13 protein-coding genes are annotated in these 16,466 nt (G+C 46.9%); 7 read left to right on the top strand and 6 right to left on the bottom strand.

The window, feature by feature from the left end; all coding sequences use genetic code 11:
* Nucleotides 1–104: 104 nt before the first annotated feature.
* Nucleotides 105–1,757, bottom strand: coding sequence for an alkaline phosphatase (locus NKT06_RS23150; protein ID WP_253439647.1), 1,653 nt, complete (start codon nucleotides 1,755–1,757; stop codon nucleotides 105–107).
* Nucleotides 1,758–2,101: 344 nt separating this feature from the next.
* On the opposite strand from NKT06_RS23150, the gene NKT06_RS23145 reads away from it, so the two are divergent.
* From NKT06_RS23145 to NKT06_RS23125, 5 genes are all read left to right on the top strand, one after another.
* Entirely contained in the window at nucleotides 2,102–3,406 is a 1,305-nt protein-coding gene (locus tag NKT06_RS23145) for a hypothetical protein (RefSeq protein ID WP_253439644.1), read from the top strand.
* Between the two features lie 285 nt (nucleotides 3,407–3,691).
* Nucleotides 3,692–5,206, top strand: coding sequence for an AbgT family transporter (locus NKT06_RS23140; RefSeq protein ID WP_253439642.1), 1,515 nt, complete (start codon nucleotides 3,692–3,694; stop codon nucleotides 5,204–5,206).
* A gap of 96 nt (nucleotides 5,207–5,302) precedes the next feature.
* Complete coding sequence (locus tag NKT06_RS23135) at nucleotides 5,303–6,559, top strand: amidohydrolase (RefSeq protein WP_253439641.1); 1,257 nt, start codon at nucleotides 5,303–5,305, stop codon at nucleotides 6,557–6,559.
* Nucleotides 6,560–7,145: 586 nt separating this feature from the next.
* Nucleotides 7,146–9,389, top strand: a complete 2,244-nt coding sequence (locus NKT06_RS23130) for a carboxylesterase/lipase family protein (protein ID WP_253439639.1) — start codon at nucleotides 7,146–7,148, stop codon at nucleotides 9,387–9,389.
* A gap of 157 nt (nucleotides 9,390–9,546) precedes the next feature.
* Nucleotides 9,547–9,753 carry a hypothetical protein gene (locus tag NKT06_RS23125; RefSeq protein ID WP_253439637.1) on the top strand — a complete coding sequence of 69 codons (207 nt, stop codon included), beginning with the start codon at nucleotides 9,547–9,549 and terminating at the stop codon, nucleotides 9,751–9,753.
* Between the two features lie 136 nt (nucleotides 9,754–9,889).
* On the opposite strand, the gene NKT06_RS23120 is transcribed toward NKT06_RS23125, so the two are convergent.
* Nucleotides 9,890–11,476: a choice-of-anchor I domain-containing protein gene (locus NKT06_RS23120; RefSeq protein ID WP_253439635.1), complete on the bottom strand. Its 1,587-nt coding sequence runs from the start codon at nucleotides 11,474–11,476 to the stop codon at nucleotides 9,890–9,892.
* A gap of 316 nt (nucleotides 11,477–11,792) precedes the next feature.
* Here NKT06_RS23120 and NKT06_RS23115 point away from each other — a divergent pair, with 316 nt between their 5' ends.
* Complete coding sequence (locus NKT06_RS23115; protein WP_253439633.1) at nucleotides 11,793–12,236, top strand: Hsp20/alpha crystallin family protein; 444 nt, start codon at nucleotides 11,793–11,795, stop codon at nucleotides 12,234–12,236.
* A 147-nt stretch (nucleotides 12,237–12,383) separates the two neighbouring features.
* On the opposite strand, the gene NKT06_RS23110 is transcribed toward NKT06_RS23115, so the two are convergent.
* Genes NKT06_RS23110 through NKT06_RS23095 form a run of 4 tightly spaced genes read right to left on the bottom strand, consistent with a single transcriptional unit; the run spans nucleotide 12,384 to nucleotide 15,442 of the window.
* On the bottom strand, nucleotides 12,384–12,941 hold the full coding sequence (locus tag NKT06_RS23110; RefSeq protein WP_253439631.1) for a DUF1697 domain-containing protein: 558 nt from the start codon (nucleotides 12,939–12,941) through the stop codon (nucleotides 12,384–12,386).
* Nucleotides 12,942–12,975: 34 nt separating this feature from the next.
* A complete protein-coding gene (locus NKT06_RS23105) occupies nucleotides 12,976–13,626 on the bottom strand; it encodes a hypothetical protein (protein ID WP_253439629.1) in 651 nt (216 codons plus the stop codon).
* Between the two features lie 45 nt (nucleotides 13,627–13,671).
* Nucleotides 13,672–14,235, bottom strand: coding sequence for a TetR/AcrR family transcriptional regulator (locus tag NKT06_RS23100; RefSeq protein ID WP_253439627.1), 564 nt, complete (start codon nucleotides 14,233–14,235; stop codon nucleotides 13,672–13,674).
* Nucleotides 14,228–15,442: an MFS transporter gene (locus tag NKT06_RS23095; RefSeq protein ID WP_253439625.1), complete on the bottom strand. Its 1,215-nt coding sequence runs from the start codon at nucleotides 15,440–15,442 to the stop codon at nucleotides 14,228–14,230. The genes NKT06_RS23100 and NKT06_RS23095 overlap by 8 nt, the downstream gene beginning before the upstream one ends.
* Before the next feature lie 217 nt (nucleotides 15,443–15,659).
* On the opposite strand from NKT06_RS23095, the gene NKT06_RS23090 reads away from it, so the two are divergent.
* The gene (locus NKT06_RS23090; protein WP_253439623.1) at nucleotides 15,660–16,466 is read left to right on the top strand and encodes an alpha/beta fold hydrolase; all 807 of its coding nucleotides are present in this window, start codon (nucleotides 15,660–15,662) and stop codon (nucleotides 16,464–16,466) included.

Here is a 16,466-nt window from a genome sequence, read left to right as displayed (position 1 = left end):
GGACAGGCACCTACTCCTTATCAGTAAACAATAAAATAGCTGCCGAAATATTCGGCAGCCAATTCGTGTAATCTCCGGTCTTTCCGGTAGTTGTAATGAATGAGTTATTGAATGAGATCCACTGCACCTTGTGGAACAAATGCCTCTACACCGTTATAGACAATGACACCTTCCAAGGCTGTCTTTTTGCCGTTCACCAGTGCAATATTTTTATAGATTTGCAGTTCCAGCTTGGTGTTGCCTTTGGTAACGAGGATCTTCGGATTTTTGGCGTCAGTGAGATCCAGTTTGTATGTTGCGCCTTTGGCTGTAAATGCCTGTTTGGCAGGAACAAACAATTGTTTGTTCACGCTGTCCAGATCGAGATTCAGTACACGTGCCATATATTTGGCGACATCCGTGTTGTCGATTACCCCGAATGGACGGTCATTGTTGGGAGCATACGTGTACAGCACAACATCTCCACCTGTATGACCACCGGTTGTCCAACCAATCCCTGCGCGTTTGCTGATCATTGGACCGATTGCATAGTTAAGACTACCCGGCTCAGCCGTTTTAATGGTGGCAATCTCCTCAGAAGTCAGATCGGTGATGCCATAGTATTGTTTCATCACTGCTTTGATGTTCGTACGCTTGGCATTCAGCTTCGCTTCAACACCCTCACCTGTCAGCTTGGCTTTTTTCAAAGGTCCGATAAATGTGGACAACGGTTCTTTATCATATGTGCCAGTTGTGGAGGCATTACCAATCGTGAGTCCACCGTTCTGATGGTCAGTTACAGCGACAACGGCAGTCTCTCCATCTGCTTTGGCAAAATCCATGGCTACTTTTACGGCATCATCAAAAGCCAGCACATCACTGATAATACCAATTGGATCATTGGCATGAGCTGCCCAGTCTACTTTGCTGCCTTCAACCATCAGGAAGAATCCATCTTCGTCTTTGGACAGAACTTCAATGGCTTTGGATGTCATCTCAGCAAGACTTGGTTGCTTCGCAGGATCACGGTCCATATTGTAAGCCATGCCCGCTGGTGCGAACATACCCCACAGCTTGTTCGAATCCGATGCTTTCATTGCCGCTGGTGTAGTGACGTAATCGTAACCTAGTGCTTTGATAGACGAAACTAAATTCTCGCCGTCTTTACGTCCGGCTGGCTCAAGGTATTTGCTACCTCCACCCAACACAACATCCATGCCATTATAGACTTGTTGTTTACTGAGGGCATCATAGTTTTTACGGTCCGGATAGTGAGAGGAGAAGTCGGCGGGTGTGGCGTGCATAATCTCGGATGTGGCTATAATACCTGTTGCTTTTCCCGCCAGTTTGGATGCTTCAAGCACGGAAGCAACAGGTTTTCTTTCGTCTCCAGGCGCAATGGCCTTTTGCCCAGGCATTGTAGCCTTGTCCGGCAGTACACCGACGAATCCGGTATGCGATTTGTACCCTGTTGCAAAAGCGGTTCCAGCAGGGGCCGAGTCCGCAATCGGCGCATCTGCGGAGTGTGTACGAACCATGCCGCTTGCCATGGAGTCCAGCGTCAGGGACGAGCCCTTATACCAACGAGCCAGAGCAGTGGCATCGTTAGCCATGCCGTCGGGAATAAGGATAATCACATTTTTAATCGGTGATGCAGATGTCGCTGAGGTGGTGTCTTCCACAGCCCACGCTGCACTGCTTCCTCCGAGTGTAGCCGTAACAATTGTTGTCACCGCGAGCATCATTTTGGCTGCACGGACATTAAAACGGTTTAACATGAATGCATCCTCCTAGAATATATGTATAGTTTGTTTTGTATCCTGAACCCAGTGTATACAACCAATGCTAAACCAATGTATGAAATGGATTAACTATATGTAAAATTTACGATTAAATGAAAAATGATAGACTTCAAGCAAACTGACAGGAATAGAGACCCATTTATTCAATAAGTGTGGTGCTTGCTAAGTCATGTGATAAGCAGTGCTGGTCGTAGATGAATCACCTGTGATCTGTTTTGTTATATCGTCAGTTCTGTATATAATTAAAACTTATAACCCACGGAACATTCGGAGCGATATGATCTATGTTGAATTGTGGAGTGAGTGAAGGAGGGGTGTAGATGTATCGGATCGGAATCGTAGGGCCAAGGCCATCCATTGAGCGAACCATGCGTGCGTTGCAAGGACACAATCTGGGGGCGAGCTACGAGCCATATGCCTATGAACATGCAAGAGAAACGGGAGACATCATTAGACGAAATCGGGAGAATGTACACGGATGGGTATTTACGGGACCGATTCCTTATCTGAGTGCCCAAGCTGAACTTTCGGAAAAAGAACACGCGATATACTGCCCTCCTACTGGGGCCAGCTTGTATAAGGCGATGCTTCAGGCCGTCTACACCTTGGACAGTCCGGTGAAAGATATCTCCATTGATATGACGGACAACGAGAGCTGGGGATTGATGGACAGTCTGGAAGAGCTGAATATCTCACAGGAGCAATTACGTAAATACGTGTTTTCCATCGATTACGATGTGGAAGAAATGATCGGGTTCCACGTGCGGCATTGGCAAGAGGGGATTACCAAAGCAGCGATTACCTGTCTGTATGCGGTGTATGAAGGTCTGGTGGAACGCGGGGTACCCGTCTTCAAAATTGATTCAACCAAGCAGGAAACGGTACAAGCCGTACGTATGCTGATTGAACAGATTCGCAGTTCCGCGTTCAAGGACAGTCAGATTGGTGTGCTCATGATCGAGATTGATCGATTGCATGAAGCGGGAGAACTGTCGACCGAGCGTTATCAGTTGCAGTATATGGAGCTGAAGATCAAGGGAGTGCTGCTGCGACACTGTGAACAAATCGATGGATCACTTCATCAGGACGGCACCGGAAGATACCTGATGTATGGTTCGAGAGGTGTGATGGCTCGTAATATGGACTCACTGCATTCGACCATGCATCAGTTGGAGCTGGATACAGACTTGCCTTCCTTTGCCGGGATCGGGTTCGGGGAGACGGCGTTTGATGCCGAACGCCATGCACGTAAAGCTATTCAGTATGCCAAGGATGATGAGGCTGGACAGATCATTATCTATGAGACGGATGGAACCATTGTCGAGGCGGCAGGAGAAGACCACGAATTATCCTACGAAACTTATTCAAGTGATATTGAATTGCTGGAACAATTGAACAAGGCAGGCGTGAGTATTCGTACATTCCAGAAAATAAAGGCATACATACGCCGGATGGGCAAAGAAGAATTTACAGCCGGTGAGCTGGCTTCCGGGCTCTCCATGACCATCAGGCACGTACAACGTATTATGGGCAGCCTTACTGCTTTTGCGCTGGCCGAAATTGCTGGCAATGAGCTGAATACAAGGCGGGGAAGGCCTAGTAACCGTTATCGTCTCTTGCGTTAGGTTAACGAACATAGTATAAAATTATAAAACCGATGATGCGACCTTATGTCTCATGTCCGTGTGGGAAGGACAAGATGACAAGGACAGCTCAGCGGTTTTTTTATTTCCAGTGTTAAAATACATAACACAGGTATTGAACTATGTGCGGAGATAATTATATAATGTCCTAAAATTACGACATTTTCGTTAAATGTACGTTAATGATCTGCTAACGGGGACAAGACCTTCATCAGACTTGTTCAGTCTATCCAGAGGCAGTTCCATCACAGTCAGGGGGTTGTTTGCATGGTCAAAGCGGACAGACAGGAGAACACAGGACTTTTTGGTTGGGTAGAGAAAGTAGGGAACAAGCTTCCCAATCCGTTTTTATTGTTTATCTATCTCATTGTCGCCCTGATGGTTGCCACACTGGTGTTATCGCTCTTTAATGCGACGGCACATAACCCGATTGATGGGGAACAGGTACATGTCAAGAACTTGCTGAGCAGGGAGGGAATTCAGTGGCTGTTGCCGAATGTGGTCAAGAACTTTGCTGATTTCAAACCACTGGCTTCCATCCTGGCACTGGTGCTGGGCATTGGTCTGGCGGAGAAGGTGGGTCTTCTCGAAGTGGTTATGCGTAAAATGGCTGTTCGGGTACCTGCGCGTTACGCCAGTTATCTCGTCATTTTCATCGCTTTTTTCAGCCATGTGTCCTCGGATGCAGCGCTTGTAATCATGCCTCCGCTTGGAGCGCTGATCTTTCTTGCGGTAGGCAGACATCCGGTTGCCGGATTGATTGCCGCCATTGCAGGGGTTGGGGCAGGTTTTACAGCCAATATGCTCATTGTGACCACCGATGTATTGCTGTCAGGCATTAGTACTGAGATTGCGACCTCTGTAGATCCCAATGTGGGCGTTACGGTTCTGGATAACTGGTACTTTATGTCCGCTTCGGTTATTGTGCTGACTCTCGTTGCCGGGTTCATGACGGACAGATTCCTAGAACCACGTCTGGGCCGTTACGAAGGGGAGCGGGTGTATAAGCTCGAAGCACCTACGCCTGAAGAAAACCGGGCACTACGTGCATCGGGGATTGCTGCATTGCTTTTTATCGCAGTCATTTCATTCATGGTGATCCCTTCGAATGGCGTGCTTCGTAACCCGGAAACGGGAAGTGTCATGGGTTCGCCTTTCCTGGCCGGGATTGTTCCTGTCATTTTACTGTTCTTCTTTACCGTAGCGCTGACTTACGGCATTAAACTGAAAGTGATCCAAAATCAGAACGATCTGCCGAAACTGCTCATTGAACCGATCAAAACGATGGCTGGCTTTATCGTGATGGTGTTCCCGTTGTCCCAATTTGTGGCGATGTTCAACTGGAGCAACATGGGCAAATTTCTGGCACTTACAATTACCGATTTGCTGGAAAAGACAGGCATTAACGGTATTCCGGTAGTGATCGGATTGATTTTCCTGTCGGCATTGCTGACGATGTTTATCGCAAGTGGATCAGCAATCTGGTCCATTCTTGCCCCGGTATTTATTCCAATGATGATGCTGCTCGGATTCCATCCGGCATTCACTCAGGTTATTTTCCGGGTATCGGATTCGGTCGTTATTCCATTGGCTCCGGTATCGCCTTTTGTACCACTGTTCGTAGGATTTCTGCAGGAGTATCGTAAAGATGCGAAGCTGGGAACGTATTATTCACTGATTTTGCCATATTCGATTGCGTTCTTCTCGGTGTGGGTGGTTATGGTGATTTTATGGTACGCCTTCAACTTGCCACTTGGTCCGGGAGTAAACGCAAGATTGTAGGAGATCAGCAGGAGCAAGTTTAGTATAACGTTGAATGAGTCGTGTAGGACTGAATACATGATCAAATAGATAGAGGTTGGAGAGAGGGGAAAAAACATGATGGATATTATCGCGCTTCGCCGGGACCTGCATGCACATCCTGAATTGGGATTTACGGAATTTCGTACCGCGACCAAAGTGGTGCAGATCCTGACAGAGCTGGGGTATAGCGTCACTTACGGAAAAGATGCAATTGATGACACATCACGGCGGGGGCTGCCGAAGCCCGAAGTCTTGGAAGATGCATATCAGCGTGCCCTCCGTGAAGGTGCAGATCCGGTGATCGTGGAGCAGATGCGAGGAGGATTCACCGCCGTTGTCGCTGAAATTCAAGGGGAGCAGGAGGGGCCAACGACGGCGTTCCGCTTCGATATGGATGCATTGCCGATCCGTGAGAGCAAGTTGGAACAACATGCGCCGCAAGCGGGACAATTTCGTTCCCTCCATGAAGGCGTTATGCACGCCTGTGCACACGATGGGCATACAACGATTGGACTAGCGCTTGCAGAACGGTTGAGTAACCGGAAGTTCGCCGGCAAGATCCGGCTGTTATTCCAGCCTGCCGAAGAAGGTGTGCGCGGAGCATATGCCATGGTCGAAAAAGGAATGCTGGAACAGGTGGATCGCCTGTTCTGTATGCACTTGGGTACCGGTGTGCCATCCGGCCATATTAGAGGTGCGTCTGCCGGATTCCTGGCAACGACCAAGCTTGAAGCACATTTCACCGGTGTATCTTCCCATGCAGGGGCTACACCGGAGGAAGGACGGAACGCGCTACTGGGGGCAGCGACCGCCATGCTCAACATTCATGCACTTCCCCGGTTCAGCTCGGCAGATACCCGGATTAATGTAGGCATTCTGGAAGGCGGAACAGGGGCCAATATTATTGCTGAGCATGCCCGCATGATTATTGAGACACGTTCAACCAGTGAAGAAACGAATCGAGAGCTGGAGCGCCGCGTGCGGAACATCATTGAGCATAGCGCAGCCATGCACGAACTAACCGCTACCGTTGAGGTGGTCGGAAGTGCTATTCCGATTCGATGTGACATGGAACTTGCAGAGCTTGCGGTTCAGCAAGCGGAAGGCATCGCTGGGTTCACCGATGCGGAGGCCATTTCGGATAGTGCTGCTCTCGGCAGCGAGGATGCCAGCTATATGATCCGGCGAGTCCAGGAGCAAGGCGGCAAAGCCACGTATATGATTGTTGGCAGCGAGTTACCTGCCCCGCATCATCATCCTGAATTTGATATTGATGAAGCGGTATTGGCCCCTGCGGTGGAACTGCTGGAGAAGTTGGCACGTACGCTGTAAATAACAGATTTATAGGATGGTCGATATCCATGATTAAGAGTTAGCAGTCTGGATCATCATGATGGAAGTTAAGTTCAGGCCCGCATGAAAATGCGGGTTTTCTGGTTAACCCCTTCATGTAGATATGATGATGATTTTTTAAAAAAATGTATTGCGAACGCTTACATTATGTGCTAACATCACCATAACAACAGGGTTGTAACCGTGTTAAGGGCAATACCTGTGTCAGTTCATTCGTTGGTTCTTTGTTCATCAGATGAATGATTGCGTTTACATTTTCATATGGAATGAGCCTCATTCCTCAGGGTTGTTACTGATTGCAGGCAAAACCTGAATTGAGGGCAGCAGATCACGCTAAAGCGATGTCTGTTTGCCTTCGGTTCAGGTTTTTTTATATAAAAAAATGCCTGATCGCATGACCGCAAGCGCCGTAGCAAATATTTCGAGCAGAGAGGAGCGCAGCAGATTTAAGTTTTCCTAAATAGAGAAATAGACTCATCCAGACATTGGAATACTGATTCAAAGATGCACATTTCCGATGCAATTATCCCATCACACACTATTTGACAGCGAGGAGATTTATGACATGAAAAGCATTAAACGTTCGATTGCCATTGCAACAATTCTTGGGTTATGTGTATCCGGGTTACCGGCATATGCAGCAGGCAATACAGCAACCTCTTCTTCAGCAGCGATGGACAAGCTGATCCAATCGAAGCTTATTCGCGGCAGCGGTCAAGGTGTTAATGCGGCTTATCTGAATAAAAAAGCTACACGCATTCAAGCCGCAGTACTGTACTTACGTTTGTCCGGATTGGAGAAAGAAGCACTCGCCTATCAGGGATCGGTAACGTATGACGATGCGGCTCAGGCAGGCAAAGTATTGCAGCCGGTCGTTGGCTACTTGAAGCAGCATCCGTATGTGGCTGAGATCATAACCGGAACGGAGAAGTTTGGACCTAATGCACCACTTACAGCAGAAGCTTATGCCGAGATGCTGCTGAAAGTGCTTGGATATGATGCGGGAACGGATTATGAGCAAGGAGCGGCTTCCACGTATGCGGCTGGGAAAGGAATCAAGGCGCTTCAAGGAGAGGGAGCGAGTCAACTTACCAATCGCCTGATGGCCGAGGCAACCGCACAGGCTTTGCAGACGCAGCTCAAAAATGGCAGTGGAACCTTGGAACAGAACTGGTTGAAACATAAAGAAGCTGGTGCGTTCCAACCTCAAACGGTGCAACAAACCAAATATGGTGCGATTGAGGGGAAAACCTATGAGCAATATGGCACGCTCGGCTGGCTTGGTGTTCCATACGCCGCACCTCCGGTAGGTGAACTGCGTTGGAAAGCCCCACAAGAACCAGAAGCTTGGACAGGAACGAGATCGGCTAAGGAATTTGCAGCGAACAGCTTGCAGATCTCTGGCAAGAATACAGCAGGCAGCGAGGATTCACTGTACCTCAATATCTGGCGTCCTGACACAACCAGTTCGAAACTTCCGGTGATGGTGTTCCTGCACGGCGGCGGGAATATGACCGGTTCAGGCAAAGATTTTCAAGGTGAACAGCTTGCACGGAGCACCAACAGTATCATCATCTCCGTGAACTACCGTCTGGGAGCCCTTGGATTCTTCCAGAATGCAGCGTTGAAAACAGGCAATGCCCTGGATGACTCAGGTAACTATGGTCTGCTCGACGCATTCCGTGCATTAGAGTGGGTGCAGGATAATATCGAAGGGTTTGGCGGAGATACTGGTAATGTTACGTTAGCAGGACAATCTGCTGGTGCACGTGATGTGCTGGCAACCCTGATCTCTCCACTTAGCAAAGGACTGTATCAAAAAGCAGTTGCTTTCAGCGGAGGATTGACGACAGCATCACCGGAAGAAGGTGAGCAAAAATCTCAGGATGTACTCGTGAAGCTACTCGTACAAGAGGGGAAAGCGGCTAATGCAGAAGAAGCCAATGCGTGGATAAGCAAGCAATCTCCGGCACAGCTGGAGAGTTACCTGCGTGCACTGCCTGCGGACAAGCTGGTCACTGCGTTTGGTGCAACTGCAATCCGTATGGAGCCATTCCCGCATCTGTTCCGGGATGGTACAGTGATTCCAAAAGAAGGATTTGATGCCATCCATAACGGCAATTACAAGAAAGTACCTGTATTGCTGGGCAGCCTGGAAACGGAGTTCTCCGGATTTGCCTTCGGTGATCCAAACTTCGCTCCAGCTATTGCGGATGGAACCCTGTTCACCGATAAAACCAAGGCGGAGCAATATGCTGCTGCTCTGAAATACGGTAGCGAAGCTTATGCAGGCTTTAATGCAGAGCGTGTAGCGGAGCAATTGACCAGTGAAGCAGGTCAGCCGCCGGTATATGCTTATCGTTTTGCTTGGGGAACACAACCTGGGGTCATCTCTGAGCGTTTGCTCACGTTACTGGGCGCACCACATGGTGCGGATATGGACTTCTATACAGGACACGCGGACGGAATTGCTGCCTATTTCCCTGAGGGGTACTTTAGCGAGACAAACAAACCAGGACGTGATGTGTTGTCCACCGCGATGGCAGCATACCTGAAACAGTTCCTGTACACAGGCAATCCAGGTACGGGTGGTTCCCCTGATCTTGCGGCATGGACACCTTGGACGAAAGATGCACAAGCACCGATCATGCGTCTGGATGCAAGCAATACAACTGCAGAGATTGGCATGTCCACACAATATAATCAAGGCAAAGAAGCCGTAATGGCGAAGATGAAAAAAGAATTGCCTGAAGAAACATACAAACTGTTGACGGAAAAAGTGTTCGCAGGCCGTTTCTTCTGGGAATAAGGATCACCGGATAGGAAGGTATATATAGATAAAAGGTATATAGATAAATTGAAAGCCAAGGGAGCATATTCTCTTGGCTTTTGTACTGTTCGTCATGCTTAAATATGGTATTGTTGTAAATATAAATTAATAACATAGAGAGGGGAGCGTGTACATAATGAGTAGCTCTTATGGAATTGCGGGGATTATAACTCTATTGATTTTCTTCATCATGATGGGTCTCGTATTATATCTGGTGTTCTATCTTGGGATGAAGAGGTCTGGCGTCAAAGAGGAAGTATCTGCATTAAGGATGGAAGTACGAGTATTGCAAGAGGAGGTAGAGCGGAACAGGCGGGCATTGGAGAATATAAAGTCTCGTTAACCGTCTGTACATACCATATGTGGATACGTGGAATAGCATGTTCAACAGTATGAGAGGACAGGGGCTCTTCGCCCCTTCCTCCTCAATACAGCCTGAAACTGTTTATTTCAGCCTTTGCTGGCCATGGACACGTCATCTATTTCTTGGCAAAAAAACTAAGTGTTCCGGTGCTTTCATCAGCACTAACAAACAGGCTACGTCCGTTAACCCGATGGATTCCTTCTGGTGATTCTCCGGCTGTAGGAATCAGACCCAGGTAGTTCGGATTGACCGGATCAGCAAGATCAAAGAACAGAATGGCATCTGCCCGTTCGGAAGCTACCGCTGCATACGTTGTGCCGTCCACAGTGGCAACGGTCAGATTCTCCACTTCGCTGCCTTTGTTGGGACTGCGATCATCCGGGTACAAGCCAACCATGGCGGTTGCCGTGTCAATGAGGTTCTGGCTATCGTACATCCGCTTGCCTTGCAGATCCCAGACAGCAATATTGCGTCCGCCTGCTTTTACCCCATCCTCAAATTCATTCTTGCCCAAGTCTCCTTCATTAGCTGTCAGCAGGTATTTACCATCTGCCGAGAAAGCAATCCCATCCGGTTCATAACGAGCTGTCAATGTCTCTTTGAACTGAACCATACCGTCATCTTTCAGATCCGCTTGATGTGAGGTGGTACCGAGAGCGAAGATGGAGCTGATCTTTTTGGTCTCCAAATCTACGATGGCAACAACGTTGTTCTCCTGTAGCGTGATGGCTGCTGTTTTGCTATCCGGACTAATGGCAACATACTCCGGTTGTGGATCATGCGGATAGATTGCACCTTCAACATGGTCCAGAGATACCGGCAAGTTCGTGATTTCACCCTCCAATACGTTCCCGCCAGCAAAAGATACAACCATAATGCTACCCGGGCGTTTGGCATTGGCATAGTCAATTTCATCGGCAGCTTTATTCAGTTCTTCGTCTTCTATGGCAATCACCGCATGGAGACCATCAGGTGAAAGTGCAATCGAGTCAGGACCAATACCGAGTTCATATGTTTTTGCAGTTTTGTAGGTTGTCAGATCCACTATGGCAAGCAATCCTTTGTTTGCTTCACTGTCCGTATCCCCTGTACGAATAACAGCCAGACCGTATTTGCCGTCTTTGGACACGGTTACACTGGTGACTTCAGCTTTGGCGGAGAGGTCATGGAAGCTGACTGTTTTCAATACGTTGATGTTTTTCAAGTCAGCAATGTCCAATACGGAGATGCTGCCATTGTCTGCTTCGGTGACGAGCAGGCGCTGTCCATCTGGCGTAGAGGCTGATATTTCTGCTTTGCCACCGGGCATCTGAAACGATGCGGTCCGTTCAAAACCGGTTTTATTTTGTTTCAGGATCAGTTGATCCGTGATTAATTTTAGCGTTTGGGAAGATACATACGTTGTTCCTTTGGTGATGTAGCTCTTACTGTCCAAAGGCGTTTTTACACCGTTGATGGTTGCTGAGGACGTTCCTATAGGAAGTTGAACTTTAGTATCTGCGATCTGGATATCAACACTGCGACTATTTCCGTTCCATGTGACCGTACCTTGCATATTTTGGATGGCTGTACGCAGTGCAACTTGATCGTTGGCAGGTTTAGTTGCGTCAGCGGCATGAATCATTGATGTGTAGCTGGTTGCTCCTGCGCTAAGAATGGCGGTCATCGACAGAACGGCAAGCCATTGATTTCTCTTTTTCAATGTTCCAGATCCCCTTTATCGTTTCGTGTGTGATGGTGTGTGCAATTGTTTTAGTATAGATATGAAATGTTAAAAAGAAATAAGAGAAGCCAGCAAGTTATGTAAAACATTCATTCGTTATAGTCAGACAAAGTCAGAAAGTCAAAAAAGGTCAAAATAAAAGAAAAAAGGATCTATTTTAAAATAGTGAACCATGGTGAAAGAAAATCGTTTTTTTTCGTCTTTTACGGACTTTGAGCCTTATTTGCACGAGTATTATAATAATCCATGTAAGCAACACCAATAAAAACCAACCACACAAAAGGAGATGATTTTCATGTTTGATCTGATTCCGTTTCGTAAACGAAATGAAGACCCGTTCGGACACATGTTGAAATCCTTCAATGACATGGTTGAGAACTCATTCCTCTCCCCTTTTGGGACTGGCTCCCAGCCATTTCGCACCGACATTCGTGAGGAAGAAGACAAATATTGGGTAGAAGCCGAGCTTCCGGGCATTGCCAAAGAGGATATAGACATTCAAGTTGAAGGTAAAGAATTGATTATTCGTGCCAAACGTAATGAGGTGCTGGAACAGAAGGATGACTCCAATCGGATCATTCGGCAGGAGCGTCGTTCAGGCGAATTTATCCGGCGTTTCTATGTAGATCATATTGATGAAGAGCATATCAAGGCCAGATTGGAAGATGGTGTGCTGAAGCTTGAGATTCCAAAACGCCCTGGTGACGATCAATCTCGCAGACGCATTCAAATTGACTAAACCATAGGGAATGGAAATCAATTGTTTCCTTATATGGTGAAAAACATGCAGGAGACATCCATAAGGATGTTTTCTGCATGTTTTAATTTAGACTGAATTGGAAGAGGGATCGTTGAATATTAGATTGAATATCCATTTTGCTGACATTTATTTCTCGGCTGCTGTCTGCATGAGTGCATATATCTTACGTGTGGTATTCACGTTTCTTACGGTCATATAAGCATAGACTTTGGAACCCACAAGCTTGTTCATGCCACTTTTGGATGCATCCTCTCTGCTGACTGAATACAAAATGGCTCCGGGAACATAAATCAGTGTGCCGATTTCGGGTTTGATGGGCAGTTGATCCAGCACGGAGGGCTCGTTGATCTCGTCCCAGAGGAACATCACATCACTTTTGGCCGTATCGTCATTAACCCATTCCGCTGGGAGCGCTTCGATAACGCTTTGGATTTCATCCATATTCCGCACCATCACCCTGATCTGTAAGCCGAAATCAGCGGCGATGGCCTGTTCTAAAACAAGGGATATCTCCCTATTCGCATCGGCACGTTCTTGATGATCAGCAAAAATAATATTGCCAGAGTTGATGTATGTAACGACATCCAACATGCCTGCTTGTTCAAACGTTTCTTTCAATTGCTTCATATTTATTTTGTTGTTCCCGCCTACATTAATGCCTCGCAGCAAGGCTACATAGATCATAGGGATGCCCCTCCAATTTCCTCAATTCAACGGTTTAACAAAATGACAGATACTCGAAGAGATGAGCAGTATATTCTTCTCCCAACAGATCATTCATTAGCGGTTCCACATGCTCCAGAACCTCGGGTTTTGTCTCATAGGTTTCTTCATCTTTCAAATCTCCGGCATAGCTCCGTGCCGCTTCAATCAGGATGGCTAGTGCACTGAAAAAGTCTGACAGCGAATCAGCAACACGGTTGGGCTCTCCCCCTGTAAAAGCGGCATATACGGGAGAGTTCGGGGCTTCCACATCCACAATTAACGGATCATCATTAAAGTTTGCGATGACGACGTGGTTTGTTGGCCAAGTGGAGGACTCCTCATAAGGTTCATTCATACCAATCCAGCGGTAACCCAATTGCTGACGGTGCAGATGTTCAGGTGCGACAAAGAAGATCAATGCGGCATCACCAATCTCGACGGCGGCATTTTTCATTTTGAGAGTACCTTCAGCGTCTGCATCCATCATTTCATAATGACTGTACAGGTATTGAAGTTCCGGTGAAAGCGGTATTCGTGTATCTACTTCCGGCTGGTGATGGTGTTTGCGCGGACGAAGATCATGATTTTTGAAAAGCCCGTAAGCTTCATTATATAAATCCTGCTGTTCCACAAAACGGCTTAAGGCCGCATCCAGTTGTTGCATGTTGTCTGATTCCTCCTACTTGTGTAGTCTCATCGTATCCATTGGTTAGCGCTGGATACCTGACCAGAAGACATTCCAGGTGATCGCCAAAGCTTGTTCATAGGATTGCCGTGTCTCATACACGAGCTGTACGTCCAATCCATCCATCACGGTAACAAAGGCTACGGTGGCTTCTTCCGGACTCAGGCGTATATCGGGATGTTTGGTAAAGACGGCTGCTAACTCTTCCTTCAGTGTCCCGAGGTACGTTCGATATTGGGCCAACACAAAATCATGCACCTCCAGTGGTGTGATAAATGACAGGATATACATAAAAGCAACGTTCGGATGGGTCAGGAAACGATTTTTGTGTTCATGCAAAAAGGTATACAGTTGCTGATCCAGAGTTTGGGTATCAGACTCACTGAAAAATTGGCGTACAAACTGCTGTTCCTCCTGCACAACTTCCTCGTATAACTCCAGCAATAACGCTTTTTTGGATGAATAATGATAAGCCAGAGATTGCTTGCGAATACCTGCTTCTTCGGCAATCTGCGCCATCTTGGTCCCCTCGTAACCCAGACGATTAAAATGTTGAATGGCAATTTCCTTGATTCGTTTTTTACTCAATGTCTACCTCCAGTTGGCGAGCGGTATACCTCTGCTGTTTTTGGGAGTATACCAAATATAACAAGATATATACCACAAAAATGCCTATAGAGATAGCATACACCACCGTATAGGAAAATGCAGAAGCCACCACGCCCAGGATCAACGAACCACCGCCAATCCCGAGGTCAAAAAAATTAAAGAAGGAAGCCATCGCATTTTCATGTTCATGTTCCTCGACAAGATTCACACACCAGGTCTGGATAGCCGGGAATATGGCACCAAAGCCAAAGCCGTATAACGCGCCAGCGATCAGGAATTGCACATCATTCCGGGCGATCGTCAGAACGAGTAGTCCTGCGATTGCAAACACGGCAGAAGGCAACAACACGGAGCCTGGCCCCAATCGATCAAACATTTTCCCGGAGAACAATCGAACGGCGAAGCTGGCGATAGCGACGATAAAGAAAAACCAAGCGATATTGTTGAACTCTCTCTCGGCAGCAAATAAAGCCACAAAGGACATGATGGAGCCGGCTGCAATGCCAACCAGCATGATCAACAACGAAGGGAACAGTACTTTCTTTTCGATCAACTTGACGGTTGCAGCAGGAAGTTCAGCGTTTTCGTTATCAGGTAACCCCTTGGGCTTTCTGGATACAAACACTGCCATCAGGAGAGCTAACAGCAAAATGCACATGCCTCCCATAAACAGGCTCTGATAGTCATACTTAAACAACAGACTGGTGCCAATCAAGGGACCGATGGATATGGCGACGGTCTCGCCTACTCCGAAATACCCCATGCCTTCTCCCCGGCGATCTCTTGGAATGTTTTCTGTAGCAATCGTCGCAAAATAGGTCGTTGCCAAACCAAATCCGAATCCATGGATCACTCGAAATACGAGAATCATCCCAATACCTGACGAGAGGTAGTATGCACCTGTCATTAATGCACAGATGGTTATGCCGATAATCAACAGAACCTTTTTATCTATTCGGGTCGCTAAAACGGACGTGAAGGGTCGAATCAAAATGGCAGAAAACATAAATATGCCGGTAACAAGACCGATCTGTGAAGCTTCTCCACCCAAACTGGAAACGAACAATGGCAAGGTGGGAAGTAACATCTCAAAGGCCATAAACAATAGCGCGTTGGCTAACATGATGAAAATAAATGATCTTCCCCAGAGTTGCTGAGGTGTAGGGCTGGTAGTAGAAGTGCTCATAGGATCCTCCGTGTATATTGATCTCTGTCGGCCGACATGTTGAAATGATCTTACCTGACGATAGTCAGATTGTAAAGTGCGTTTCAATACGAAATCATGATTTTTTTGGTGCAGGGGAGAAGTATTTATTAATTTTTAACCCCTATCCCAACATTTTCCGATATAATAATCTGATAAAATGATTCAAGTGAATACTACCTCGGAGAGGTGATATGAAATGACGGTTAATGTACTTGTAAGAAATAATGTGAAAGTGCTTGGCTCGGGTAGCCAAACGATTGTATTTGCTCATGGTTTTGGATGCGATCAGGATATGTGGCGTTACATTGTTCCAGGTTTTATGGACAACTACCGTGTAGTTTTGTTCGATTATGTTGGATCGGGCGAATCGCAAATTAACTATTATGATGCTGGCAAATATAACAACCTCCAAGGATACGCCCAGGATGTGCTAGAAATTATGGAAGCGCTTGAGCTAAGGGACACCATATTTGTCGGGCATTCCGTCAGCAGTATGATTGGTATGCTGGCATCAATTCAGAACCCCCAATATTTCAAACAAATCATTATGTTGGGGCCTTCCCCACGTTACGTGAATGATCTGCCGAATTATTATGGAGGTTTTGATCGGAATGATATCGATGAATTGCTTGAAATGATGCAGATGAATTTTATTGGATGGGCGAGTTATCTGGCACCCATTGTGATGAACAATCCGGAACGGAAAGAACTGACGGAAGAGTTGGAGAAAAGCTTCTGCTCCAGAGATCCGCATATTGCGAGACAATTTGCCGAGGTGACGTTTTTATCGGACTGTCGTATTGATCTGGAGCAGGCAAGTGTGCCAACATTAATTCTTCAGTGTTCCGAGGACAGTATTGCCCCGGTTGAAGTAGGGGATTATTTACATGCTCATCTGAAAAATAGTAGGTTACAACAGATGACGGCCAAGGGACATTATCCGCATCTAAGTCAACCGGAAGAAACGATCCGAATGATTAAGAATTATTTGACTGGCGCATAA

Source organism: Paenibacillus sp. 1781tsa1 (assembly GCF_024159265.1).
In the GTDB taxonomy this organism is placed as follows: domain Bacteria; phylum Bacillota; class Bacilli; order Paenibacillales; family Paenibacillaceae; genus Paenibacillus.
Note: the sequence above shows the minus strand (reverse complement) of the source record. Positions and strands in the feature narration are given on the sequence as shown.

What these genes read in the sequence shown, in the direction of transcription:
- NKT06_RS23150 (WP_253439647.1), bottom strand. Translation starts at nt 1,757, where the DNA reads ATGTTAAACCGTTTTAATGTCCGTGCAGCCAAAATGATGCTCGCGGTG.
- NKT06_RS23145 (WP_253439644.1), top strand. Translation starts at nt 2,102, where the DNA reads ATGTATCGGATCGGAATCGTAGGGCCAAGGCCATCCATTGAGCGAACC.
- NKT06_RS23140 (WP_253439642.1), top strand. Translation starts at nt 3,692, where the DNA reads ATGGTCAAAGCGGACAGACAGGAGAACACAGGACTTTTTGGTTGGGTA.
- NKT06_RS23135 (WP_253439641.1), top strand. Translation starts at nt 5,303, where the DNA reads ATGATGGATATTATCGCGCTTCGCCGGGACCTGCATGCACATCCTGAA.
- NKT06_RS23130 (WP_253439639.1), top strand. Translation starts at nt 7,146, where the DNA reads ATGAAAAGCATTAAACGTTCGATTGCCATTGCAACAATTCTTGGGTTA.
- NKT06_RS23125 (WP_253439637.1), top strand. Translation starts at nt 9,547, where the DNA reads ATGAGTAGCTCTTATGGAATTGCGGGGATTATAACTCTATTGATTTTC.
- NKT06_RS23115 (WP_253439633.1), top strand. Translation starts at nt 11,793, where the DNA reads ATGTTTGATCTGATTCCGTTTCGTAAACGAAATGAAGACCCGTTCGGA.
- NKT06_RS23110 (WP_253439631.1), bottom strand. Translation starts at nt 12,941, where the DNA reads ATGATCTATGTAGCCTTGCTGCGAGGCATTAATGTAGGCGGGAACAAC.
- NKT06_RS23105 (WP_253439629.1), bottom strand. Translation starts at nt 13,626, where the DNA reads ATGCAACAACTGGATGCGGCCTTAAGCCGTTTTGTGGAACAGCAGGAT.
- NKT06_RS23095 (WP_253439625.1), bottom strand. Translation starts at nt 15,442, where the DNA reads ATGAGCACTTCTACTACCAGCCCTACACCTCAGCAACTCTGGGGAAGA.
- NKT06_RS23090 (WP_253439623.1), top strand. Translation starts at nt 15,660, where the DNA reads ATGACGGTTAATGTACTTGTAAGAAATAATGTGAAAGTGCTTGGCTCG.